At 33.9% G+C, this 24,027-nt stretch carries 22 protein-coding genes; 13 read left to right on the top strand and 9 right to left on the bottom strand.

Annotation, left to right across the window (positions count from 1 at the left end; genetic code table 11):
- Position 1 precedes the first annotated feature (1 nt).
- From ABZP37_RS07650 to ABZP37_RS07680, 7 genes are all read left to right on the top strand, one after another.
- Entirely contained in the window at positions 2 to 901 is a 900-nt protein-coding gene (locus ABZP37_RS07650) for a mechanosensitive ion channel domain-containing protein (RefSeq protein ID WP_366187000.1), read from the top strand.
- A 127-nt stretch (positions 902 to 1,028) separates the two neighbouring features.
- Positions 1,029 to 2,390 carry a signal recognition particle protein gene (gene ffh, locus ABZP37_RS07655; RefSeq protein WP_366187001.1) on the top strand — a complete coding sequence of 454 codons (1,362 nt, stop codon included), beginning with the start codon at positions 1,029 to 1,031 and terminating at the stop codon, positions 2,388 to 2,390.
- Positions 2,391 to 2,501: 111 nt separating this feature from the next.
- The gene (locus ABZP37_RS07660; RefSeq protein ID WP_366187003.1) at positions 2,502 to 3,389 is read left to right on the top strand and encodes a tetrahydrofolate dehydrogenase/cyclohydrolase catalytic domain-containing protein; all 888 of its coding nucleotides are present in this window, start codon (positions 2,502 to 2,504) and stop codon (positions 3,387 to 3,389) included.
- A gap of 175 nt (positions 3,390 to 3,564) precedes the next feature.
- A complete protein-coding gene (locus ABZP37_RS07665) occupies positions 3,565 to 4,017 on the top strand; it encodes a hypothetical protein (protein ID WP_366187005.1) in 453 nt (150 codons plus the stop codon).
- Positions 4,018 to 4,135: 118 nt separating this feature from the next.
- Complete coding sequence (locus ABZP37_RS07670; protein ID WP_366187006.1) at positions 4,136 to 5,764, top strand: ATP-binding protein; 1,629 nt, start codon at positions 4,136 to 4,138, stop codon at positions 5,762 to 5,764.
- A 320-nt stretch (positions 5,765 to 6,084) separates the two neighbouring features.
- Complete coding sequence (locus ABZP37_RS07675; RefSeq protein ID WP_366187008.1) at positions 6,085 to 6,831, top strand: response regulator transcription factor; 747 nt, start codon at positions 6,085 to 6,087, stop codon at positions 6,829 to 6,831.
- Between the two features lie 229 nt (positions 6,832 to 7,060).
- Positions 7,061 to 7,987, top strand: a complete 927-nt coding sequence (locus ABZP37_RS07680) for a magnesium transporter CorA family protein (protein WP_366187009.1) — start codon at positions 7,061 to 7,063, stop codon at positions 7,985 to 7,987.
- A gap of 267 nt (positions 7,988 to 8,254) precedes the next feature.
- On the opposite strand, the gene ABZP37_RS07685 is transcribed toward ABZP37_RS07680, so the two are convergent.
- The 5 genes from ABZP37_RS07685 to ABZP37_RS07705 all read right to left on the bottom strand — a co-directional run bounded on the left by ABZP37_RS07685 (position 8,255) and on the right by ABZP37_RS07705 (position 14,366).
- Positions 8,255 to 10,426 carry a response regulator gene (locus ABZP37_RS07685; protein WP_366187011.1) on the bottom strand — a complete coding sequence of 724 codons (2,172 nt, stop codon included), beginning with the start codon at positions 10,424 to 10,426 and terminating at the stop codon, positions 8,255 to 8,257.
- 264 nt (positions 10,427 to 10,690) lie between these two features.
- Entirely contained in the window at positions 10,691 to 11,503 is an 813-nt protein-coding gene (gene rluF, locus ABZP37_RS07690) for a 23S rRNA pseudouridine(2604) synthase RluF (protein WP_366187013.1), read from the bottom strand.
- 95 nt (positions 11,504 to 11,598) lie between these two features.
- Entirely contained in the window at positions 11,599 to 12,447 is an 849-nt protein-coding gene (locus ABZP37_RS07695; protein ID WP_366187015.1) for an alpha/beta hydrolase, read from the bottom strand.
- A gap of 41 nt (positions 12,448 to 12,488) precedes the next feature.
- Positions 12,489 to 13,268 (bottom strand): C4-type zinc ribbon domain-containing protein, encoded by a 780-nt coding sequence (locus tag ABZP37_RS07700; RefSeq protein WP_366187017.1) that lies wholly within the window; start codon positions 13,266 to 13,268, stop codon positions 12,489 to 12,491.
- Between the two features lie 3 nt (positions 13,269 to 13,271).
- Positions 13,272 to 14,366 (bottom strand): Nif3-like dinuclear metal center hexameric protein, encoded by a 1,095-nt coding sequence (locus ABZP37_RS07705; RefSeq protein ID WP_366187019.1) that lies wholly within the window; start codon positions 14,364 to 14,366, stop codon positions 13,272 to 13,274.
- Positions 14,367 to 14,465: 99 nt separating this feature from the next.
- On the opposite strand from ABZP37_RS07705, the gene ABZP37_RS07710 reads away from it, so the two are divergent.
- Genes ABZP37_RS07710 through lpxK form a run of 3 tightly spaced genes read left to right on the top strand, consistent with a single transcriptional unit; the run spans position 14,466 to position 15,995 of the window.
- On the top strand, positions 14,466 to 14,705 hold the full coding sequence (locus tag ABZP37_RS07710) for a DUF2683 family protein (RefSeq protein WP_366187021.1): 240 nt from the start codon (positions 14,466 to 14,468) through the stop codon (positions 14,703 to 14,705).
- A complete protein-coding gene (locus ABZP37_RS07715) occupies positions 14,687 to 14,986 on the top strand; it encodes a type II toxin-antitoxin system YoeB family toxin (protein WP_366187023.1) in 300 nt (99 codons plus the stop codon). The genes ABZP37_RS07710 and ABZP37_RS07715 overlap by 19 nt, the downstream gene beginning before the upstream one ends.
- The gene (lpxK, locus tag ABZP37_RS07720; RefSeq protein WP_366187025.1) at positions 14,973 to 15,995 is read left to right on the top strand and encodes a tetraacyldisaccharide 4'-kinase; all 1,023 of its coding nucleotides are present in this window, start codon (positions 14,973 to 14,975) and stop codon (positions 15,993 to 15,995) included. The genes ABZP37_RS07715 and lpxK overlap by 14 nt, the downstream gene beginning before the upstream one ends.
- 123 nt (positions 15,996 to 16,118) lie before the next feature.
- On the opposite strand, the gene ABZP37_RS07725 is transcribed toward lpxK, so the two are convergent.
- Positions 16,119 to 16,634 carry a hypothetical protein gene (locus ABZP37_RS07725; RefSeq protein ID WP_366187026.1) on the bottom strand — a complete coding sequence of 172 codons (516 nt, stop codon included), beginning with the start codon at positions 16,632 to 16,634 and terminating at the stop codon, positions 16,119 to 16,121.
- A 235-nt stretch (positions 16,635 to 16,869) separates the two neighbouring features.
- On the opposite strand from ABZP37_RS07725, the gene ABZP37_RS07730 reads away from it, so the two are divergent.
- From ABZP37_RS07730 to ABZP37_RS07740, 3 genes are all read left to right on the top strand, one after another.
- Positions 16,870 to 18,237, top strand: coding sequence for an MATE family efflux transporter (locus tag ABZP37_RS07730; protein WP_366187027.1), 1,368 nt, complete (start codon positions 16,870 to 16,872; stop codon positions 18,235 to 18,237).
- A 21-nt stretch (positions 18,238 to 18,258) separates the two neighbouring features.
- The gene (locus ABZP37_RS07735) at positions 18,259 to 19,167 is read left to right on the top strand and encodes a prohibitin family protein (RefSeq protein ID WP_366187029.1); all 909 of its coding nucleotides are present in this window, start codon (positions 18,259 to 18,261) and stop codon (positions 19,165 to 19,167) included.
- 93 nt (positions 19,168 to 19,260) lie between these two features.
- Positions 19,261 to 19,491: a hypothetical protein gene (locus tag ABZP37_RS07740; protein ID WP_366187031.1), complete on the top strand. Its 231-nt coding sequence runs from the start codon at positions 19,261 to 19,263 to the stop codon at positions 19,489 to 19,491.
- A gap of 131 nt (positions 19,492 to 19,622) precedes the next feature.
- Here the strand turns inward: ABZP37_RS07740 and lpdA are convergent, their stop codons facing one another.
- The 3 genes from lpdA to truA all read right to left on the bottom strand — a co-directional run bounded on the left by lpdA (position 19,623) and on the right by truA (position 23,915).
- A complete protein-coding gene (gene lpdA / locus ABZP37_RS07745) occupies positions 19,623 to 21,011 on the bottom strand; it encodes a dihydrolipoyl dehydrogenase (RefSeq protein WP_366187034.1) in 1,389 nt (462 codons plus the stop codon).
- A 244-nt stretch (positions 21,012 to 21,255) separates the two neighbouring features.
- Positions 21,256 to 23,010, bottom strand: a complete 1,755-nt coding sequence (locus ABZP37_RS07750; RefSeq protein WP_366187036.1) for an ABC transporter ATP-binding protein — start codon at positions 23,008 to 23,010, stop codon at positions 21,256 to 21,258.
- A gap of 167 nt (positions 23,011 to 23,177) precedes the next feature.
- Positions 23,178 to 23,915 carry a tRNA pseudouridine(38-40) synthase TruA gene (gene truA / locus ABZP37_RS07755; protein WP_366187038.1) on the bottom strand — a complete coding sequence of 246 codons (738 nt, stop codon included), beginning with the start codon at positions 23,913 to 23,915 and terminating at the stop codon, positions 23,178 to 23,180.
- Positions 23,916 to 24,027 lie beyond the last annotated feature (112 nt).

Raw genomic sequence — 24,027 nt, forward strand, 5'->3', positions numbered from 1 at the left:
CATGAATGATACCATAGAAAAATATTTGTACGACCCAACTATAGGCAAAATGTCAACCATTGTAATTGGTGTTGCCGTTATTTGGCTTCTAGTTCGAGTGATTCAACGCAATTTATTATCCAAAATTCAAGGCAATGATAATCATTATCGTGCCAAAAAGTTTAGTAATTATGCAGGTTATTTTTTAACTATTGTATTAATTACCATTGTTTTTAGTGATAAATTGGGAGGGTTTACGGTTGCTTTGGGAGTGGCTGGAGCAGGAATCGCCTTTGCTTTGCAAGAAGTGATTGCTTCATTTGCAGGTTGGTTAGCAATTATGTTTGGCGATTTTTATAAAACAGGAGACCGTGTGCAACTTGGTGGAATAAAAGGAGATGTCATGGATATTGGTGTGCTACGTACCACAATAATGGAAACAGGGCAATGGGTAGATGGCGATTTGTATAATGGACGAATAGTTTTAATAGCCAATAGTTATGTTTTCAAAGAACCTGTTTTTAACTATTCAGGTGATTTTCCTTTTTTATGGGACGAAATTAAAATTCCAGTGCAATATGGTAGTGATTATGACAAAGCAAAAGAATTGTTATTAGAAATAGGAAATAAAGTAGCAGGAGATTTAACTCAACAATCCAAAGAAAAATGGGAGCAATTACAGAATAAATTCCGATTAGAAGAAGCCCAAACTGATCCTATGGTTTCGCTTATTGCTAATGATAATTGGGTCGAATTTACCTTGCGATATGTAGTAAGCTACAAAAAAAGACGTGCTACAAAAACTGAATTGTTTATCCAAATATTAAAATCATTTGAAGCAACAAATGGAGCGATCAAATTTGCATCGGCTACTTTTCAACTGGTGGAAGCACCCGATTTTAATGTGAATATTAAAAAATAGTGTTGGAATATGATTATTCAAAAACTAAGAAAGACAAAACAATTGAATTTGAGTTTTTTATGAATAATACTTTTCATAGTTATCAATCAAATGCTTAAATTTGCACTTCATAAAAAGATAAAAAATTATGTTTGATAATTTAAGCGATAAACTAGACAAAGCCTTTCATGTACTTAAAGGGCATGGGAAAATTACCGAAGTAAACGTTGCCGAGACCTTAAAAGAAGTGCGTCGTGCCTTGTTAGACGCCGATGTTAACTTTAAAATTGCCAAAGATTTTACTGCCAGGGTAAAGGACAAAGCAATTGGTCAAAACGTATTAACTACTTTACAACCAGGTCAGTTATTGGTTAAGTTAGTCAAAGATGAGTTGACTGAATTAATGGGTGGTGATGTTGCAGGAATTAATCTTTCAGGTACGCCAACAGTTATATTAATGTCGGGACTACAAGGTTCTGGTAAGACGACTTTCTCTGGAAAGTTGGCCAATTTTTTACAAACAAAAAAGAATAAAAAACCACTTTTGGTGGCTTGTGATATCTACCGTCCAGCTGCGATTCAACAGTTGTATGTGGTGGGAGATTCGATAGCTGTTGAAGTATATTCAGAGCCTGAAAATAAAAATCCAGTTGAAATCGCTCAAAACGCAATCAAACATGCTAAAGCCAATGGTTTTGACGTCGTGATTGTGGATACTGCAGGTCGTTTAGCAGTAGATAAAGAAATGATGGATGAGATTGCTCGTGTTCACAAAGCAATTCAACCACAAGAGACTTTGTTCGTTGTCGATTCGATGACTGGACAAGATGCGGTTAATACTGCAAAAGCTTTCAATGATATCTTAAATTTTGATGGGGTTATTTTAACCAAATTAGATGGAGATACTCGTGGAGGAGCAGCCCTTTCGATTAAAACGGTTGTAAATAAACCAATCAAATTTGTAGGTACTGGAGAAAAGATGGATGCGATTGATGTATTCTATCCAATACGTATGGCAGAACGTATCCTTGGAATGGGAGATGTTGTGTCTTTAGTAGAAAGAGCACAAGAGCAATTTGATGAAGAAGAAGCTAGAAAACTTCAGAAGAAAATCGCTAAAAACGAATTTGGTTTTGATGATTTCTTGACTCAAATTCAACAAGTAAAAAAAATGGGTAATATGAAAGACTTGGTTGGTATGATACCAGGTGCTTCAAAAGCCATGAAAGATGTTGAGATTGAAGACGACGCTTTCAAACATATCGAAGCGATTATTCACTCAATGACACCATTAGAAAGAAAAAAACCAGCTACAATTGATGTCAAAAGAAAAGCTCGTATTGCTAAAGGTTCTGGGACAAAAATTGAACAAGTGAATCAATTGATGAAGCAGTTTGACCAAATGAGCAAGATGATGAAAATGATGCAAGGGCCAGGCGGAAAAAATCTAATGAAAATGATGGGTGGTATGAAAGGTGGAATGCCTGGAGGTATGCCGGGAATGAGATAAGAAAAAGTATTCAGTATTCAGAGTTTGAGTTTTCAGTTTTGAAATATAGAAAAATAGTAAACAATTAATTGTGCCAAAAGCTAAAAGCTAAACGCCAAAAGCCAAAAAAAGATGCAAATTTTAGACGGAAAAAAAACATCAGAAGATATAAAGAAAGAAATCGCTGCTGAGGTTCAAGAAATCAAAGCAAACGGTGGAAAAGTTCCTCATTTGGCCGCAGTAATTGTAGGTGCAAATGGAGCTAGTTTAACTTATGTAGGTAGCAAAGTGCGTTCTTGTGAGCAAATAGGTTTTGAATCGACTTTGGTAAGTTTACCAGAAGGCATTACCGAAGAAGCATTATTAGCTAAGATAAAAGAATTGAACGAAGATGATAATCTTGATGGATTTATCGTTCAATTGCCATTGCCAAAACACATTGACGAAGAAAAAATACTTTTAGCTATTAACCCAGAGAAAGATGTAGATGGTTTTCATCCAACCAACTTTGGAAGAATGGCGCTAGATATGGAAACATTTCTACCTGCTACTCCTTATGGAATTATGGAATTACTAGAACGTTACAAAGTAGAAACATCGGGTAAACATACTGTTGTAATTGGTCGTAGCCACATTGTTGGACGTCCTATGAGTATTTTGTTGAGTCGCAAAGGATATCCTGGAGATTCTACGGTTACTTTGGTACACAGTAGAACCAAAAACATCGAAGAATTCACCAAAAATGCGGATATTATTGTTACTGCGTTGGGTGTCCCAGAATTTTTAAAAGGGGATATGGTTAAGGATGGTGTTGTTATTATTGATGTGGGTATTACTCGTGTTGATGATGCATCAAATCCAAAAGGATATGTAATTAAAGGAGATGTTGATTTTGCTTCTGTAAGTCCAAAATCATCTTTCATTACGCCAGTTCCTGGTGGAGTAGGGCCAATGACCATTGCGATGTTACTTAAAAACACACTTCTGGCTCGAAAGATAAGAGCTCGAAATAATCAATAAATTTTAAAGAAAACCTACTTTTTAAGTAGGTTTTTTTATGAATTGGCTATTTTGATTTCTTTTTTCAGTAAAGTAAATACTATTTTAGAATATAAATAATTCTATATTTGGGAATGACAAAGATGCTGATTAAGCACTTTTAAAAAATAGTAACTTTTAAAAATAGTAAATAAAAATGCAAACAGCAGCTGTTTACACCTTGAGTCCACCAGGGATTGAGCTTAGTAATGTAGAAGTGAAATTAAGTGGTCAAATTTCATTTTCACAAGCTCGTTCTAAAACGCCTTTACCAGCTTTAGTAGAAGCTTGTAATAACCCGGACCATTCTGAAATATGCGTTAGTGCAGTCGTTTTTATTGATGCCGCACAACCAGCGCCATCCATTTCAGTAAATCAATTGTATGTGATTAGTAGTGTTGGAACACCACAATTACAGTTTTTTATCAGTTATGATTTGCCGGAAACTGAAGCGAGTAATTTTCAAGCCTATGAGGTGAATTTTGAAGCGAGTACTGAGGGACTTCCTGTAGGAGTGTCAATAGATATGATTCACACTATAGAAACTTTTTTATGGGATACAGATCCCGTAGCTTCGAGAGGTACAGTTGCAAATGTAAATCAACCATAATAAATTATTTTTTTTAATGATTAAAAAAATCTTTTTTTGTTTTTATTTAGTACCAATCATTTTATTTTCTCAGGAAAAATCTACGGATTATTTGGTGGGAAAGGAAATGCAGAAAATAATGAAAACCTATCCAAAAGAAAAAGACTTTATAAAATCCCATTCTTTTTTTACGAAAAAAGAGTGGGATTCTACTTTGTATTACACAGCCCGGCATTTGGCACAGTCTAAAAATATTGAGTTGAATACGTATTCTCATTTTATGAGAGGAACTGCTTTCTATCAAAAAAAAATTTTTAAACAAGCGCAATCAGAGTTCCTTGCGATTTCTTCTCATTTTCTTTTTGCTTCTGTTGTACAATACAAAATAGGAACCTCTTTAATTCAGCAAGAAAAATACAAAGAAGCAATCCCTGTTTTTTTAGCTATTCAAAAAGACAGTACTAATCTTTATTACCCTTATTTAGGCAAAGAATTATTGAATAATTTGAGTGTTTGTTATTTGCTTTTGAAACAATTGGATAAAGCAGAAGGTTATTTACTTAAATACAAAGAACTAGTAGAAAAAAGTAAAGATACGCTCAAATTGATTCTGTTATATAATAATTTGGGAACAATGTATTATGAACAATACAAGGATAAACAAGCCATCCCATATTTTATAAAATCCTATCATTTAGCACAAAAAACCAAAGATTTAAGTTTTAAAAAAGATGCGGCCTTGAATATGGCAGTTGTGGAAGAAAATCGCAATAATTTGTCAAAAGCTATTGCCTATAGAAAAGAATATGATCAATGGAAAGATTCCGTAAATGATCAAAATAAAGTGTGGGCGGTTGCACAACTCGAAAAGAAATTTGCTGTCAAACAAAAACAAAAAGAAGTAAACTTACTCACTGCCGAAAATAATACCCGTTTGGCAGAGCGTAGGGGTTTGCTGTCATCAATGACTTTGATGTTACTATTATTAGCAGGTGCGGCTTATTTTTACCGTCAAAAAACAAAACAAAATAAAATTATATCAGAACAAAAAGCCATTTTGGATGATTTGAATGCAACCAAAGATAAATTGTTTTCGATTGTTAGTCACGATTTGCGGTCATCGGTTAATGCTTTGAAAAGTAGTAATTCGAAACTTCAAAAAAATCTTTCTACTCAGGATTATTCGGCTTTAAATAATCAATTAGAAACCAATAGTGCTATTGCTAATGGTGCTTATAATTTATTGGATAATTTGTTAAACTGGGCACTGCTCCAAACCCAGCAGTCGTTTTTTTATCAAGAATCGGCACATTTATTATCGTTGGTGAATCAAGTAGCTTATAATTACGAGCCCATTATGAAAAATAAAGGGATTGTTTTTGAAAATAAAGTAAGTAGTTCCCTTTTTGTTTTTGTGGATACGGATTCGTTTAAAATTATTCTTCGCAATTTAGTTGATAATGCAATTAAATTTACTCCTGAAAACGGAACAGTAAAAGTATATTCACAAGCTTTTACAGAAGGTTTTGTTACGCTTGTAATTGAAGATTCTGGAACAGGAATGCCGGAAGAAAAACGCCAAGAGTTATTGAGACCTACTGTTTTACTTTCTAAAAAAGGAAAAGAAGAAGGTGTAGGAACAGGATTGGGAATGCAGTTGTGCAAAAGTTTGATCGAAAGGAATGGTGGCGAATTTGATATTGAGTCAGAGGTGAATAAGGGTACTAAAATGATTGTGCATTTTAGATTGCCTGTTGTTGTAGATTAATACTGCCGTTTTTTATCGAAATGAGTGCTGATAATTCCATTTTTTCCTGTTATAACTAATGTTTACTGATCGCTTGCCCCAGGTAGTAGCGGCAGCCCCGATTGAAAAAGACTATTTTTTACGGGAAGTACAGAGCGACCAACGGAAGCTCCTGTACTGACCTAGTAAAAAAAGGATTTTGAATGAGGGCTAAAGCGAATGACTGGAATAAGGCACTAAAAATCATTGTTGCGGAAAACGTCATTCTGATTAGTGGGAAGTCCAAAGTTTCTTTATATTTGTGACTCTAGAATTACAAATAAATTCCCTATAATAGACTGATGGATACTATTAATGTGTTGATTATTGAAGATACGCCTGCGGAGAGTGATGCTCTTGTAGAAGTGCTAATGGAAAATAATTATGCCGTGGTTGGTGTGGCGCGTACGAATGCCGAAGCCTTACAACTATTTTATAATAATCCTGTTGATATTGTGGTGATTGATGTTTTCTTGAACGGAAACCCCGATGGAATTAATTTTGCCGAGACTATTAATCTTGTTCCTAATGCTTCCAAACCTTTTGTTTTTTTAACTAGTTCGAAAGACAGACAGATTTTTGAAAGGGCAAAGTTAACCCAACCTTTTAGTTTTTTAATGAAGCCTTTTAATGAATTGGAAATTCTCTATGCTCTGGAAATGGCTGTAGAAAAATTTTATGGGCAGCCCAATGTTTTTTTGAGCGAAGATCAGGATACGGTGGTGACGAGCGAATTCCTTTTTATAAAAAAGAACAAAGCCTTGAAAAAAGTCCAACTCACCGATATTTTATACGTTGAGGTAGAGGATAGGTATTGTAACATTGTGACCGAGGCTGAAAAGTTTGTGGTGATGATGTCATTGACCAAAATCATGGAACTCTTAGATCCGAAGATTTTTAATCGTACGCACCGAAATTTCTTGGTGAATGTGGAAAGAATTGTTGAGATTGTACCTCAAGATAATTTGATTCTATTACAAAATAATCATAAGGTGCTGTTGAGTGATAAGTACAAAGACTTTGCAAATCAATTTCGAATTTTAAAATAAAACTTGTTTATAAGGAGTTGTAATTCTGGATCAGTTAGTAAATGTTTTATGTATGATTAATGTCAAGCGTTAATTTAAAATCAAAAAGTGATTTCGCTTTCAAATAAAGCGATACTTTTGTAACGGTTTAAAAACTAAGAATACAATGAACGATTATTATAAGCAATGGTTAAACTGATGTAGCTCTGGAAAATATTTCAAGAAGCATATCTTAATATATAATTTTGAAATGAGAGTTTTTTACAAAAATAACATTGGTTTGATGGAGACTCCTACTTGGGAGCCAAATTGCTGGATTAATATAGTGTCTCCAACTGGAGAGGAAAAAAGATATTTACTTGATGAACTTCAATTTCCAGAAGCTTTTTACAATGATATAGAAGATATTGACGAGAGACCTCGTATTGAAATTGAAAACGGTTGGTGTTTAATTTTGATGCGAATTCCTGTAAAAAGTAATGATGTAAAATTACCTTTTAATACTATACCAGTTGGAATTGTGTTTAAAGATGATGTTTTTGTAACGCTGAGTTTTCATCAAACGGAAATGCTGACAGATTTTGTACTTTATACCCAAAAGAAGAAAATCATTATTAAAGATCACTTTGATTTGGTTTTACGATTGTTATTATCTTCAAGTATTTGGTATTTAAAATATTTAAAGCAAGTCAATCAAAAAATTAAGTTGGCTGAAGATAATCTCGAAAAATCAATTAAAAATGAAGAATTACAAGCGCTGTTACAGATAGAAAAATGCTTGGTGTTTTTTATGACTTCCCTAAAAGGGAATGATATTCTGCTACACCGTATTCGAAATATTAAGTCTATAAAAGTTGTTCTTGATGCTGAGTTATTGGAAGATGTGGAGATAGAGTTGCGTCAAGCACAGGAAACCACAAATATTTATAGTGATATCTTGACAGGGACGATGGATGCTTATGCCTCGGTGATTTCTAATAATATGAATACCATCATGAAGCAAATGACTTCCATCTCTATTATATTAATGATTCCCACGGTTATTGCTAGTTTTTACGGAATGAATGTCCCCAATACATTACAGGGAAATCCTTTTGGGTTGTGGATTATTGTGTCCATATCAATAGTGTTTTCTGTTTTTGGAGTCTTGTTATTTAAAAGAAAACGTTGGTTTTAATCTAAAACTAGCCGAGGTATCTATCTCCTGACATAGTTTTACCATCTTATGTCATCTTTTTTATAGAAGCGCTTTTTCTGAAGTAGTTTTAAAGTATTAAATCACTTTGAAATGAAAAATATCAATCTTAAATTTAATAGTATTCACCAGTTATTTGAAGATGTTAGTCTGTTAAATAGGTTTTCTATTTTGGGGATTTTTTTTTTATTAATAGCCTTTTTTGGTCTTTCTATCGAGTTTTTGTTGATGGACTAATATTTCGTATTATTAAATAATTCTTAGTTCCATTTGCTTCGCAATTGTCTCTTCTAAGTTCTTTAAAACAATTGGTTTGGTGATAAAGTCGTCCATTCCATTGGCAATAGCTTTGATTTTATCTTCGTCAAAAGCACTTGCCGTTACCGCGATGATTGGGATACTCTTCCTTTTGTATTTGGGAGAAGAATGAATTTTTTTCGTAGCTTCAAATCCGTCCATTTCAGGCATGTGCAAGTCCATGAAAATAATGTCATAATCATTTTGTTCAAAAAGAGGAACGGCTTCTTTTCCGTTATTGGCAATATCTACAGGTATGCCAAGTTTGTCTAGTAATTTTCGTAGTACTTTTTGGTTGATTAAATTGTCTTCAACAATCAAGGCCTTGTGTACTATTAAATCATTAGTAGTGAAGGTGGAGTTGTTTTTATTTTCAGTAAGTATAGAATTAGTGTCCAGTTTAAATGGAATGTCAAAACTAAAACTAGAACCGCCTTCTTTCAAGGCTATAATGTTTAATTTACTACCTCCCATTAAATGAATAAGTTGGTTTGAAATGGTTAAGCCTAGTCCTGTTCCTCCATATTTTCTAGTGGTTGTTAAATCTGCTTGTTCAAAGGCTAAGAGGAGTTGCTCCGTTTTTTGTACATCAATACCAATGCCTGAATCCATTACTTTAAAATTCAAATATTGAATATTGTCTTTTTTTTCAATAAGTTGGATTTCTAATTTGACATCACCTTCTGAAGTGAATTTAATAGCATTGTCTAATAGATTGATCAAAACTTGTTGTAATCTTAAGTTATCACACAGAATGTTATTGTTAATTTGGTCATCAAAATTAAAATGTAGTGCGATATTTTTATCCTTGATACGGTATTCAAATAATCGGATTAATTTCGATAATTCTTTTTTCAAATGAATAGAGTGTTCACCCAGTTTCATTTTTCCTGCTTCCATTTTAGAATGATCCAAAATCATGTTGACAATTCCTAAAAGATGATCCGCACTATGTTCAGCAATTTCTACATATTCAGATTGTTCACTGTTTAAAGGGCTTGTTTTAAGGATGTTTAACATGCCAATTACACCATTAAGTGGCGAGCGAATTTCATGGCTCATATTGGCTAGAAACTGCGTTTTGAATTTGGCAGTATTGTTTGCAACTTCTGTATTCTTTTCCAAAGAAAGTAAATTTTCAGTTATTTTTTCTTTTAGGATATTATAACTATTTAATAAATAATCGACTTCCTTGATGGAAGATTGATGGTGTATTGTTGTAGTGGTATTCTTAAAATTGGAAAGAATAAAATTAGAGATGTCTAACGAAAGTAATTTTATGTCTTTTGTGAAGTATTTAGAAATATAAAGGCATAAGAACAATGCAATTGCAATCATTAATAGTGTTTGCCCTAATTGAAAATAAAACAACATCATTTTTAAATGATTAATTCGGTTTTCATTATGACTAATGATGAGTTGAAAAAGTTTTTCAATTTCATCATTTAGCTGGTTTATTTTACCATTTAGACCTTGGTTTTGATTGTCGCCAAGCTGGCTTCCTAGTGATACTAAGGTGTCAAAGTAATTTTTATAAGATTGTACAGTTACTTTAGTAGTTCTGTCAATTTCGTTTGAAGTGATAGTGTTATAGTATAGATCTTCAAACTTTTGAATATAGCTGTTTTCGGAGCGCAATAAGTAATCTTTCTCATGGCGGCGGAATTGCAGTACAATGGAGCGTTTTAATTTTTTTTGATTTTCTAATAAATGCGCTTGGTCTCGCATTTTTCCTTCTATGCCATAATCTTTAAAGCCTCGAATTAATGCAATCCTTTTGTATTCAGTAATAGTAGAAGAGAGGCTGTCAATTTTGTTAAATAGACTAACCATAAGTTTTTGGTTAATATCAATATTGAGCTCTTTCGATTTATTTAAAATTATATTGACTTCTTCTCTTTGGTTCTTTAAGTTTGAAGTATATTGTTTTAAATCCTTTTGATTATGGTTGATATAAAAATCTTTCTCTTTATATCCATAGAGTAAAAAAGTTTGGAATCGTTTGATATTGGTGCTAAAGTCTTGTGAAACACGATAGGATTTATAACTAAAATCGTTTAGATGATCAATTTTTCGGTCAATAGCTAAGTAAAATAGAAACCAAATAACGATTAAAAAAATCATTATTGTGAACGATAAGAATATTTGAACTCTAAAATCACGAACGTTAGGTAGTGAAAATTTCAATTGCGGTATATTAAATTATAGACGCAAAATTATGAGGATACTAAAGAAAAGAGATTAAAATAACTCGAACAAAAGGTTAACTAATTGTTTTCAGTTTTTTCGAATTCAATTACTGAGGCACTTGGATTTGGGAATAAAAAAAGGAAAATCTAATTTTCCTTTTTTTGTAGTTTTACATTTATGTTTTAAATATTTGACCTCTTAATAATCCCCACGTTTTCTAAACCTTGGGTCGTTTTTATTGATAAATTCGGTTCTTCTATTGGTAGATTCTGCTTTAGGCAAGCTAGCTTCTTCAGTTTTACTCGAAGGCTCGATAAGTTCGTTTAACTCCTTTATTTCAGCTTCGGTCAAATCACGGTAGCGTCCAACAGGTGTATCGAGTGAAATATTGATAATTCGAATACGTTTCAACGCCGTTACATCATACCCTAAATACTCAGTCATTCTACGAATCTGGCGATTCAGTCCTTGCGTTAAGACAATTTTAAAAATGTATTTTGAAATTTGTTCTACTTTACATTTTCGAGTAACAGTGTCTAAAATAGGGACACCATTTCCCATACGTTCTATGAAGCGGTCTGTAATTGGTTTGTTAACGGTAACGGTATATTCCTTCTCGTGATTGTTTCTAGCGCGTAGAATTTTGTTAACAATATCGCCATCATTGGTCATGAAGATCAAACCTTCACTGGCTTTATCCAATCTTCCAATCGGGAAAATACGTTTAGGGTAATTAATATAATCTACAATATTGTCGTGTACATCGAGATTAGTAGTGCATTCGATGCCTACGGGTTTGTTGAAAGCTAGGTAAACTGGTTTTTCGCGACTTTCACGAATCAATTTACCGTCAATACGTACTTCGTCAGATGGGCTTACTTTAGTTCCTAGTTCTGGAACTATTCCGTTAATAGTAACCCTTCCTTGTTCGATGTATTTGTCGGCTTCTCTTCGAGAACAGAATCCTGTTTCTCCGATGAATTTATTGAGGCGTTTTAGATTGTCTTCCATCTTGCAAAAATAGCAAAATTAGTTCGTCTGTTTACTATGGTTTTGTGAAAATCAATGAATCGTAAAAGTGCGGTAGAAACTAATTTTTCTAGATTTTATTTGTTGTCAAACAAAAAAGAAACCACTTGATTGTAAAGATTTTCATCATGTAAACCATGTCCCAAACCTTCAGTTTCAATAAAAACAGCATCTTCCCATGCATTTGCTATTTTTTTTCCTTGGTCAAAAAGAACAACCGTGTCATGAATATCATGTGCAATAAACCCTTTTGTTTTGAATTTGGAAACAAAGTGTTTTCCAGTGAATTCGTCTAATTGTCGTTGGAATACTTTAGAATACTTTACTTCTAGTCCTTTTACGATAGAGGAATTTAGGCACAACAGGTTGGTGTAATTATGAAGAATGGTCTTGAAGTCATTTGGCGCTCCTAGAATCACTATTTTTTCGATAGAAGTATTTTGATAATGAGATTGGTAATACAAACAAGTTTGTCCACCAAAGGAATGTCCAATAAGATATTTAGGCTGGTATTCTTTGACTAAAACATTTATCCATTCCGCATATTTTGGGACTGTAAATTCTTTTCCGCCAGAAAGTCCGTGACCAGGTGCGTCCAAAGCAATAATAGTGCTGCCGGTTGCTTGTAAGTAAGGGAGTGTTTTTTTCCAACGTGAGGAGTTGCTTTCCCAACCGTGGACTAATAAAATGACGGTGTCATTACCTTTCCAAGTATAGGTAGCTATTTCTTCATCCTTATAATAGAATTTTTTGAAATCTGCTTTAGCTAGCGTTTTGGATGATTTTTTTGTAGATAATTTTCCTTTTCTTGGTTGGCTAAAAAGATTAAAAGCCAATAGGTTTGCTTTTTCTGGAAAGGCAAAGCTTATCAAGTTAAGATAAAAACCAATTGATTTGGTAAAAATAAAATAAAAGGCTCTTTTCATATAAAAAAAAGCCACGCTTGTGTGCGTGGCTCATATTGTTTTTAGAAAGTAGAAAATAAATTTTCCATTTTTTCTTTTTCTTCTTCAGCTAGTGAGCTATCAACTAAGATTCTTCCAGAATGTTCATCAGTGATGATTTTCTTTCTAGAAGCAATTTCAACCTGTGTTTGAGGTGGAATTGTAAAGAATGAACCTGCAGAAGCTCCTCTTTCAATAGATACTACTGCTAATCCATTACGAACACTAGAACGAATTCTATCATAAGCAGCTAATAATCTGTCTTCGATAGTTCCTCTGAATTCTACAGATTTTTCAGTTAAGAAAGTTTCTTCTTTGGCAGTTTCAGACAAAATTGATTCTAATTCTGCTTTTTTATGTTTCAAGTGGTTTGATTTTACTTCTAATCTTTCTTTAGATTGTGAAATAACTTCTTTTTTATGCTCGATAGTAGCTTTCATTTCTTTGATTTGCTTGTCAGCCAATTGAATTTCAAGTTCTTGAAATTCTACTTCTTTAGTCAAAGAGTTGAATTCTCTGTTGTTACGAACAGTTTCTTGTTGTTTGGTGTATTTTTTTATAGACTCTTTGTGTTCATCTATGGCATTTTTTTTCGATTTGATTTGATCTTCAATACTCTCAAGATCAGTTTTTAATTTTTCAGAACGTGTAGTTAAGCCTGCTACTTCATCTTCTAAATCCTCTACTTCTAAAGGAAGTTCTCCTCTCACGTTTCTAATTTCGTCAATTCTAGTGTCGATTAATTGTAAATCGTAAATCGCTCTTAACTTTTCCTCAACGCTTAATTCTTTCGTATTCGTCATATTCTATAGGTACTTAACTGGATTTGTATTTTCTTCTGATAAAATGATTGCAAAATTAAGTATTTTTTTCCTAAGATACTCAACAATATAGTTTTTTGTATAGCGTTCTGATTCAAAATGTCCAATATCTGCCAAAATAAGTTGATTTTCGGCCTCATAAAACTGATGATACTTCAAATCAGCGGTCAAAAAAGCATCTGCTCCAGACATAATTGCATTTTTGATAGCATAACTTCCAGAACCTCCGAGTACCGCAACTTTCTTGATTTCTTTTCCCAAAAATGCCGAATGTCGAATTCCGTCCGCCTGCATTTTATCTTTAACCAATAGTAAAAAATCCTTTTCGTTCATGGGTTTTACCAATTCGCCTACCATTCCTAAGCCTATATTTTGATGTGTGTTTAGAATATCATAGATTTCATACGCCACTTCTTCATATACATGATTGGCAAACAAGGCTTTCAGGATTTTACTTTCCAAATGTTTTTCAAAAGTTATTTCGATCTTGACTTCGTGACTTTCTACAAATTCAAATCGAGCGCCAATCTCAGGATTACTATGTTCGTTGCCCATATAAGTTCCAATCCCCTTGGAGTTGAAACTGCAATTTTCATAATTTCCAATCATTCCCGCACCAGCATCAAACAGGGCATTACGAACCTTTTCTGCATTTTCTGCAATGGTATAAGTGATCAATTTTCGAATAAAATTCGTTTTCGGAATCAATATTTTAGTGTTTTTTAGCCCCAAGGCATCACAAAATATTTTATTCACACCATTTTGATGATTGTCCAAGGCCGTATGAACCGCATAAATCGCTATATCATTTTTAATCGCTTTGACCACTGCGCGCTCTACATAGTTCTTGCCCGTTATTTTCTTAAGCCCCGCAAAAAGTATCGGATGAAAACAAACCACCAAATTACAATCTTTGGCAATCGCCTCATCAATCACGTTTTCGAGTGCATCATGACAAACCAAAACACCAGTAGCTTCGGTATTGGTATCACCAACCAATAAACCTACATTGTCAAAATCTTCGGCATATCCCAAGGGCGCCATCTCTTCAAGTACAGAAAGGATTTCTTTTATTTTCATTTTGATTTTTTTTCGAATAAACAAATTAACGAATAAACCAATTAACTATAAAATGAAACCTACACGAATTTTGTATCTTTGTTATTCAAAACTACAGTTATGACCACTATTACCTTAAAAATCGATAAACGTACCAAAGCGGGGAAAGCTTTTATGGCGATGGTGGAGTCTGTCTTTAAAAATGTAGAAGGAATTGAAATTGTAGAAAACCAACTTGATGAAGTTCGTGAAGAAGGAAGTGTTTACAATCCTGAGTTTGTCAAAACGGTGTTGGAATCTGCAAAAAGTAAAAAAAGAACTGTTATAGATCCGGATGATATATGGGGAAGTATATCGTAGATTTTGAAGATGTTGCATGTAAAGATTTGAAAGATCATTATAAATCAGAAAATCAATCTACGATAAAAAAAATCGAAAAAATATTATTAGAACTTACTGAAAACCCTTTTTTAGGAGAGAGACAACCAGAGGGATTAAAATATAATTTTAAAGGATATTGGTCAAGACGAATTAATAAAAAAAAACAGAATGGTTTATCGAGTAGAAACGAATATAGTTACCTTATATGTGGTTTCTGCAATGGGGCATTTATTCGGATAAATAATTATGAAGATACTTAGAAAATTACTCTTTCCATTTGCGTTATTATATGGTTTGATAACTGCTATTCGAAATTTTCTTTTCGATCAAGGATTAAAAAAACATACCACTTTTAATGTTCCAGTAATTGCGGTGGGAAACCTGAGCGTAGGAGGAACTGGTAAAACACCACAAATCGAATATTTAGTTCGTATGTTAAGTGATTCTTATAAAGTAGCGACTCTAAGCCGTGGTTATAAAAGGCAATCCGAAGGTTTTATTTTGGCCGATGAAAATGCCAACGCGTTAATTCTAGGAGACGAACCTTTTCAATATTATCAAAAATTCCCGAAAATTCAAGTCGCAGTAGATGCCAATAGAACCAACGGAATCTTCCTATTGCTTTCACAAAAAGTAAAACCCGAGATCATTTTATTAGATGATGCTTACCAACACCGAAAAGTAAAAGCAGGATTGTATATTTTACTCACAGCTTACGGAGATTTGTACGCGGATGATTTTATTTTACCGATGGGAAATTTAAGAGAAAGCAGGAGCGGAGCCAAAAGAGCCAAAGTTGTTGTCGTGACCAAATGCCCTGCAACACTTTCTGTCGAAGAACAACAAGAAATCACAAACAAACTTAATTTAAATTCCAATCAAGAATTGTATTTTTCGACCATTCAATATGATACAGTAGTATATGGAAAAAATGAGCAATTAACCGTAGAGGCTCTCAAAAGCAAGCAGAAAGTTTTATTAGCCGGAATTGCAAAGCCCAAGCCATTCTTTGAGTATTTAAAAAACGATCATGATCTTTGTTTAACCTATCCCGATCACCATCATTTTTCCGATAAAGATTTGATAACTATTCAAGAACAGTCTAAGGGGAAAATCATCATTACAACCGAAAAAGATTATGTCCGATTAAAAGATAGTATTCTTAAAGAACAATTATATTATCTGCCTATTCAAAGTAAATTATTAACGAAAGTAAATCAATTTGAAAACTCAGTTTTATCGTTTGTAAAACAAACTTTTAAAAGTTAGTTACCATACATTTTAAAAAAAAATCAACCTTGTCTATCTTTGATAAGGTTGGTTTTTTATAAATAACCGTATAAATTAGCATTGTCTTAATGCTGTTTTATACGGTTAAAATTTGTTTTATTGTTACAATTTAAACCCATAAGCCAAACGCAATGCGATTTGATTAGTATCGTATTCTGTATATCCTTCGTATCGTACACTTACGTCAATATATTTGGTTGCGTAACCAATTCCAGGTGCAAATAAATAAGTATGTTGGTTTACATTATTGGTAACAGCAAAAGCCCCACCTACTTCTCCCAAAACATAAAACTGATCTTCCCAAACAAAGGCTTTAAATCCGGCTTTAACTGGAATAATACCTAGATCAGGTCGGTTATTGCTAATGAATAAATTAGTGAAACCTGTTGTTAAAATCAATGAAGTCTTTTTTGATAGATCGTATTGTAATCTTGCATCGGCTCCTAAAGCATAGTTGTAAAAATCTTCATTAGTAGGTGCTCCAACATTTAGGCCAAATCCTAAACGGAAGCCTTGATCGTAATTAGCTTTTTCCTTTTGTTGCGCAGATACTACATTACATAATAAAGAAGCAAATCCTACTATAGCTAAACTTTTAATTTTCACAGTCGTTTTCATAATTTTTTAATTTTGATTTATAATTTTATTAAGTTAATAATAACCTTGATGTCACTTCAAGATTGTTTAAACAAATGTATTGGTTTAACAAAACGCAATGTTATAGCATTTATTTTGATTGTTATATAATTTTTAGATTCTAATAAATATGCCTGTTATAATAATGATAAAATTCTATAATGGGAATGAAATTAAAAGCTTCTGCTTACCTTTGCCCACTCAAAAAAAAAACAATTTGACTTTATCTATTTATACAAAAGAATTCTCTTATAATTTTAAATTAGCTTATCCTATTATTATTGGAATGCTAGGGCATATTATCGTAGGTATCGTTGATAACGTCATGGTGGGACATATTGGACCTACAGAGTTAGCAGCGGCTTCTTTAGCTAATAGTTTGGTTTTTGTTGCTATGTCATTGGGAATTGGTTTTTCAACAGCGATTACGCCAATGGCTGCTGCAGCCGATGGTAAAAAAGATATTAAAGAAGGGAGATCCACCTTTCATCATGGATTGTATTTATGTACCATTTTAGGATTGGTACTTTTTGGTGTGATTCTAATTGGGAAACCTTTTGTCGACATGATGGGGCAGCCGGAGAATGTAGTGGTTTTGGCTAAGCCTTTTCTGGATATAATTGCTTTTTCGTTAGTGCCTTTAATTATTTTTCAAGGCTACAAACAATTTGCCGACGGAATGAGTGAGACCAAATACTCCATGTGGGCAACATTACTAGGGAATGTGGTCAACGTGATTTTGAATTACGTTTTGATATACGGTTTTTGGATTTTCCCTGAATTAGGGTTTATAGGTGCTGCAATAGGAACCTTAGTGTCTCGTTTTGTGATGTTAGGGTATATGCATTATAAAATGAAAAATAATGAAAAATTTCATCCCTTTTTTGAAGGATTTTCGATAAGAAAAATTAAGAAATCAGTCAATATAGAAATCATTAAACTAGGAGCTCCTTCAGCTATGCAAATGTTTTTTGAAGTTGCCTTGTTTACTGGAGCTGTTTGGCTTTCGGGTCTTTTAGGAATTACTAACCAAGCGGCAAACCAAATTGCTTTGAGTTTGGCATCTTTTACCTTTATGTTTGCCATGGGGTTGAGTGTTGCGGCCACGATTAGAGTAGGAAATCAAAAAGGATTGGGTGATTTTAAAAAATTGAGAATTGTAGCATTGTCCATATTTTTATTAGCGATTTTACTCGAAATATTTTTTGCGATCATCTTTGTATTGTTTCATGATTATTTACCGCTTTGGTTTGTAGATAAAAATAATCTTGCTGATCTAGTTCAAAATACAGAAGTTTTAACCATAGCATCGCAATTATTATTAGTAGCCGCTGTGTTCCAAATTTCTGATGGGATTCAGGTGGTTATGCTCGGGGCATTACGAGGGTTACAAGATGTGAAAATCCCCATGTATATCACCTTTATTGCTTATTGGGTGGTTGGGTTTCCAGTTTGTATTTGGTTAGGTTTGTTTACAGAATTGAAAGCAACTGGAATCTGGATTGGACTTTTGGCAGGATTAACAACAGCCGCTTTATTTTTGTACCTTCGCTTTAATTATTTGACCAAAAAATTAATTGGTTAACAAACTCCAAAACAAATTAAAATGATTGTATTAGTTTTTATCGGTATAGTTTTAATAATTATTAGTTATTCTGTCAATGCCAATCCAAGTCCGTTGACGAAATTCTCAAATATTTTTAGGATTATCGGTTTCTTGTTGGCTTTAATTGGTGTTTTTGCTACAGCTTTTAAACAAGTTGACGCAGGAAAAGTTGGGGTTAAGTCGTTATACGGAAATGTACGCCCAGATATATTAGAAAGTGGTTTGCATGTGATTAACCCATTGCTAGATGTGACTATTTTTGATGTTCAGACTCAAAATTATACGATGTCTGCGGATCATGCTGAGGGAGCACAAGAAGGGGATGATGCCATTCGAGTTTTATCTAATGACGGACTGGAAGTAGTGATTGATTTGACTGTTTTGTATAAAGTGATGCCTACTGATGCACCAAAGATTTTTAAGGGAATTGGAGTGAATTATATTGATAAGATTGTGCGTCCAGTGACGAGAACACGTATTCGTGACAATGCAGTTTATTATGATGCCATAGCTTTATATTCGACTAAAAGGAACGAGTTTCAAGACCGTATTTTCAAAAGTATCGAAGCCGATTTTAAAACAAGAGGTTTGATTTTAGAGCAGTTGTTAATTAGGAATATCAATTTACCAGCTTCGGTAAAAACGACTATCGAAAGTAAAATAAATGCAGAGCAAGATGCGCAAAAAATGCAATTTGTACTCCAAAAAGAGAAACAAGAAGCGGAGCGTAAACGTGTAGAAGCGCAAGGTATTGCCGATTACCAAAGAATTATTTCCCTTGGTTTGACCGATAAGCAATTGCAATATGAAACCATAAAAGCTCAAAAAGAATTGGCCGCATCACCCAATACTAAAATCATTTTTATGGGTAGTAAAGGAAGCGCACCAATTATTTTATCAGATAAATAATTTAAAGATTTTTGATCAACGATTAACGATTTTTGATTTTTATCCCATTGCTCATAACTTATAATTTATAACTCATAATTCATAACTCATAAAATGGAATTACCGAAATTTTTACTTGGAGACAATACAGATTGTCCAGACGACATTTTTATCGTTCACTTAGATTACCCAAGATTCATTATTAACCTAAAAGATGATGAGGTAGAATTTATGGAAGAAGCTGAAGATCTAGACGAATCGGAACTGAACGTAGAAATGGAGGGTTTAATCGAAGCAGCCAATTCTTTTTATGATCGTGAAATGGAACGCTACGAGAAGGAATAAGTATTAAGTATAAAGTAGTATTAAAGTATCCTCAACAAGCAATGTTGGGGATTTTTTTTGGATTAAGTGAGGTAAAAAAAATCCGATTCACTTTCGTAAATCGGATTTTTATATATTTAAAAATGTTATTCTTACAAGTGAATTACTTCTCCGTAAGCATCTGCAACCGCTTCCATAACCGCTTCACTCATGGTTGGGTGAGGGTGAATCGATTTTAGGATTTCGTGTCCAGTCGTTTCTAGTTTACGCGCTACAACTGCTTCAGCAATCATATCAGTAACACCAGCACCAATCATGTGGCATCCTAACCATTCGCCGTATTTAGCATCAAAGATTACTTTTACAAATCCGTCTGAGTTTCCAGAAGCTTGTGCTTTTCCAGACGCTGAGAATGGGAATTTTCCAATTTTTAAGTCGTATCCTTTTTCCTTAGCTTGTTTTTCGGTCATACCAACCGAAGCAATTTCTGGAGTAGCATAAGTACACCCTGGTACGTTTCCGTAATCAATTGGGTCTACGTGCATTCCTGCAATTTTCTCTACACAGTTGATTCCTTCTGCAGAAGCTACGTGAGCCAATGCTTGTCCTGGAGTTACGTCACCAATAGCGTAGTAACCTGGGATGTTTGTTTGGTTGTAAGCGTTTACTAAAATTTTATCTCTATCAGTAGCAATTCCTACTTCTTCAAGTCCTATGTTTTCGATGTTCGTTTTGATTCCAACAGCAGATAATAAGATGTCAGCTTCAAGAACTACTTCACCTTTTGCTGTTTTAACAAATGCTTTAACTCCGTTTCCTGTAGTGTCAATTTTCTCAACAGAAGAGTTAACCATTACATCAATTCCTGATTTTTTCAATGATTTTTCCATTTGTTTAGAAATATCTTCGTCTTCTACTGGAACAACGTTTGGCATAAACTCAACAATAGTTACTTTTGTTCCCATTGAATTGTAAAAGTGAGCAAACTCAACTCCAATAGCTCCAGATCCTACAACGATCATTGATTTTGGTTGTGTAGGTAAAGACATTGCTTGGCGGTAACCAATTACTTTAACGCCATCTTGTGGCAAGTTTGGCAACTCACGAGAGCGAGCTCCTGTAGCGATAATGATATGGTCTGCACTGTATTCCGTTACTTTGTTATCTTTATCAGTAACATCAACTTTTTTACCCGCTTTTATTTTTCCAAAACCATTGATAACGTCAATTTTGTTTTTCTTCATCAAGAAGGTAACACCCTTACTCATTCCAGAGGCAACACCACGGCTACGTTGTATAACTGCAGGGAAATCTTTATCGAATGATGAAACAGTCAAACCGTAGTCAGAAGCATGTTTTAGATAATCAAAAACTTGAGCTGATTTTAATAATGCTTTCGTAGGGATACAACCCCAGTTCAAACAAATTCCACCAAGGTTTTCTTTTTCAATTACAGCAACTTTAAATCCTAATTGTGATGCTCTAATGGCTGTAACATATCCGCCTGGGCCACTTCCTAAAACTATGATGTCGTATTTCATTTTATTTCTGTTTTATGTTTTTTAAGTTGTAAAATTGGAATTAGCAAAAGTTCCTTTCAATTTTGTTTTTTCGCTGTTAATTGATTGGGCGAATTTAAGAATTTATTCTGTTTTGAGAAAGTTTCAATGTAATAAAGTATTAAACTAACAAAATTTCAAAAAATCACGATTATTTTAAAATGCTTTGCATTATTGATAATTAACGGATCCTTTGCTGTCACTTGGGTGGGGACTTATTGAATAATTAGTTAGCTACTGAAAACTGCGAATCATATAAGTTTTTATAGTAGCCGGATTCTTTGTTGATTAATTCTTGATGTGTTCCTTGTTCTACGATCAATCCTTGGTCCATAACTACAATTTTATCAGCATTGACAATAGTTGCCAAACGGTGTGCAATCACAATCGAAGTTCTACCTTGGGTAATGGTCTCGGTAGCGCGCTGAATTAATTCTTCAGAATAAGTATCAATTGACGAAGTAGCTTCATCTAAAATCAAAATACTAGGATTGCTCACATACGCACGCAAAAACGCAATCAGTTGTCTTTGTCCTGAAGATAACATGACGCCACGTTCTTTTACATCAAAATCATAATTGTCAGGTAAAGTCATGATAAAGTGATGTACACCAATTTCTTTGGCCGCTTCATATACCTGTTCTCTAGTGATTTCAGGGTTGTTCAGTGTAATGTTGTTGTAGATGGTATCAGCGAATAAAAAAACATCTTGCAATACCACGGCAATTTGCTTTCGCAAAGAACTCAATGTATATTCTTCGATGTTATGATCATCAATACAAATCGTACCACTGTTGATTTCGTAAAAACGATTCAGTAAGTTGATGATAGTAGATTTTCCAGCACCTGTAGAGCCTACAATCGCCACGGTATCTCCCGCTTTAACTTCTAAATTAACACCTTTAATCACCTCTTCATTAGGAATGTATCCAAAATGTACTTTCTTAAACGAAATATTTCCATCAAAAACTGGAGCTTCTTTTTTACCAGTATCTTGAATTTGGTCTTGAGTATCCAAAATTTCAAAAACACGATTGGCAGCGATCATTCCCAGTTGCATCTCGTTGAATTTATCTGCAATTTGTCGCAGTGGATTAAACAGCATTCCAATAAACATGGTGTATGAAAATAGATCTCCAAAAGTGGTGAAGTTATCGCCGTTTAAAATTTTGATACCACCGTAAAGCACTACGAATCCTAATGTTAAGGATGAAATAATATCAGCAATTGGAAAGAAAATTGAGTTGTACAAAATTGTTTTGATCCAAGCCGTCTTGTGTTTGTGGTTAATATCTTTGAATTTATCAGACTCAATAGTTTCACGGTTAAAGAGTTGAACGATTTTCATTCCCGTTACACGTTCTTGAACAAAGGTATTCATATTGGAGATTTCCGTACGTACTTCCTCAAAAGCCACTTGCATTTTGCGTTGAAAAATACGAGTAAAAAACACCAAAATAGGCATAGCGATAATGACAATCCAAGTTAGTTTCCAGTTCATGTATAGCATAAAACCCAGAACTACCACCATTTTCATCAAGTCACTGATAATCATAAAAAGTCCTTGACTAAAAATACGAGCAATCGCTTCAATGTCAGAAACTGAACGGGTTACCAATTGTCCAACTGGAACCATGTCAAAATATTTCATCCTAAAACTTAAGATATGTTTGAATAGTTTGACACGAATATCTTTGACAATATCTTGCCCGAGCCAGTTGGCCCAGTACACAAAAAAAAATTGTGAAAAAACCTCCAATAGCAAGACAATCCCCATCAAGCAGATATAGAGTAAAAGGCCATGTTGATCCTCTGTTTGGATGTAGCCATCTACCGTTTGTTTCAATAAATACGGACGTAAGGCCGCAAAAATAGATAAGGAAATGGCGAAAATAACCACACCATTAAAACGCCATTTATAAGGCTTGGTATATTCTAAAATTCGTTTGAATAATCGTATGTCGAATGCTTTTGCTTTCATTTTCAATGCTGTTTAGTTCCTTTTTTTAGGAGCTATTTATTTTTATATTTCATTTACGCCTTGACCTGCTGTTCGTTTCAATCTTTTTATCCCTGAAAAATCGGGATAAAAAGGATTTCCACTACCATCAGGGCTAGGGAGGAAATTTTTATTTTCAAAATTACGCCTTACTCTAAATAAGGATATACAATTTTGGTCAAGTACAAGCCGTGAGCAGGTACGGAAATACCGGCTTTGTCTCTGTTTTTACTTTCAATAATTTTTTCAAAATCATCCACGCTGATTTTATGCATGCCCACGTTGACCAAGGTGCCCACAATGGCGCGCACCATATTTCGCAAAAAGCGGTTGGCTGAAATCGTGAAAACTAAATCGCTTCCGTTTTCTTGCCAATGCGCTTCAAAAATCGTGCAATCAAAAGTATTTACATCTGTATTTACTTTGGAAAAACACTGAAAATTGGTGTGATTGAATAATATTTTAGCAGCTTGGTTCATCAGTGCGACATCTAACTTTTGATTGAGAAACCAACTTTGTTCGTTCAAAAAAACGTTTTTTATCGTGTTGATGTGGTATTGATAGGTTCTTTTGGTCGCATCAAAACGGCAATGGGCTTCGTCTGTAACCAATATAATGTCGAAAATCGCGATGTCTTTGGGTAAAAACGAGTTGAGTTTGTATATCAGTTTTGTAGCATCGATGATTTTATCACAGTCAAAATGCGCAAACATTTCACGTGCGTGAACACCAGTATCGGTACGACCAGCACCCATGGCGTTGATTTCGCTATTTAGCAAAACAGACAGCGCTTTATTCAGTGTTTCTTGCACAGAGGCTGCGTTGGGCTGGTATTGCCATCCGTGATAAGGTGTTCCGTTATAGGCTAATTTTATAAAATATCTCAAGGCTGTGGTATCGCAAATTTCTAAAGCTTCAAAGGTACAAAGTTTTTGTGTTGTGAAAAGGTTAAAAATTCAGGAATAAGGATTTGTGATTTAGGATTTTTGAATACAGAAT

Origin of the sequence: Flavobacterium ovatum (assembly GCF_040703125.1) — a bacterium.
Taxonomy (GTDB): Bacteria; Bacteroidota; Bacteroidia; order Flavobacteriales; family Flavobacteriaceae; genus Flavobacterium; species Flavobacterium ovatum.

Excerpts from the sequence above, each read along its gene's own strand:
- ABZP37_RS07725 (WP_366187026.1), bottom strand. The coding sequence starts at position 16,634 with ATGAAAACGACTGTGAAAATTAAAAGTTTAGCTATAGTAGGATTTGCT.
- ABZP37_RS07680 (WP_366187009.1), top strand. The coding sequence starts at position 7,061 with ATGAGAGTTTTTTACAAAAATAACATTGGTTTGATGGAGACTCCTACT.
- ABZP37_RS07700 (WP_366187017.1), bottom strand. The coding sequence starts at position 13,268 with ATGACGAATACGAAAGAATTAAGCGTTGAGGAAAAGTTAAGAGCGATT.
- ABZP37_RS07685 (WP_366187011.1), bottom strand. The coding sequence starts at position 10,426 with ATGATTTTTTTAATCGTTATTTGGTTTCTATTTTACTTAGCTATTGAC.
- ABZP37_RS07665 (WP_366187005.1), top strand. The coding sequence starts at position 3,565 with ATGCAAACAGCAGCTGTTTACACCTTGAGTCCACCAGGGATTGAGCTT.
- ffh (WP_366187001.1), top strand. The coding sequence starts at position 1,029 with ATGTTTGATAATTTAAGCGATAAACTAGACAAAGCCTTTCATGTACTT.
- ABZP37_RS07675 (WP_366187008.1), top strand. The coding sequence starts at position 6,085 with ATGGATACTATTAATGTGTTGATTATTGAAGATACGCCTGCGGAGAGT.
- rluF (WP_366187013.1), bottom strand. The coding sequence starts at position 11,503 with ATGGAAGACAATCTAAAACGCCTCAATAAATTCATCGGAGAAACAGGA.
- ABZP37_RS07650 (WP_366187000.1), top strand. The coding sequence starts at position 2 with ATGAATGATACCATAGAAAAATATTTGTACGACCCAACTATAGGCAAA.
- ABZP37_RS07705 (WP_366187019.1), bottom strand. The coding sequence starts at position 14,366 with ATGAAAATAAAAGAAATCCTTTCTGTACTTGAAGAGATGGCGCCCTTG.
- ABZP37_RS07670 (WP_366187006.1), top strand. The coding sequence starts at position 4,136 with ATGAAAACCTATCCAAAAGAAAAAGACTTTATAAAATCCCATTCTTTT.
- ABZP37_RS07750 (WP_366187036.1), bottom strand. The coding sequence starts at position 23,010 with ATGAAAGCAAAAGCATTCGACATACGATTATTCAAACGAATTTTAGAA.
- ABZP37_RS07735 (WP_366187029.1), top strand. The coding sequence starts at position 18,259 with ATGATTGTATTAGTTTTTATCGGTATAGTTTTAATAATTATTAGTTAT.
- ABZP37_RS07710 (WP_366187021.1), top strand. The coding sequence starts at position 14,466 with ATGACCACTATTACCTTAAAAATCGATAAACGTACCAAAGCGGGGAAA.
- ABZP37_RS07715 (WP_366187023.1), top strand. The coding sequence starts at position 14,687 with ATGGGGAAGTATATCGTAGATTTTGAAGATGTTGCATGTAAAGATTTG.
- lpxK (WP_366187025.1), top strand. The coding sequence starts at position 14,973 with ATGAAGATACTTAGAAAATTACTCTTTCCATTTGCGTTATTATATGGT.
- ABZP37_RS07695 (WP_366187015.1), bottom strand. The coding sequence starts at position 12,447 with ATGAAAAGAGCCTTTTATTTTATTTTTACCAAATCAATTGGTTTTTAT.
- ABZP37_RS07740 (WP_366187031.1), top strand. The coding sequence starts at position 19,261 with ATGGAATTACCGAAATTTTTACTTGGAGACAATACAGATTGTCCAGAC.
- ABZP37_RS07660 (WP_366187003.1), top strand. The coding sequence starts at position 2,502 with ATGCAAATTTTAGACGGAAAAAAAACATCAGAAGATATAAAGAAAGAA.
- lpdA (WP_366187034.1), bottom strand. The coding sequence starts at position 21,011 with ATGAAATACGACATCATAGTTTTAGGAAGTGGCCCAGGCGGATATGTT.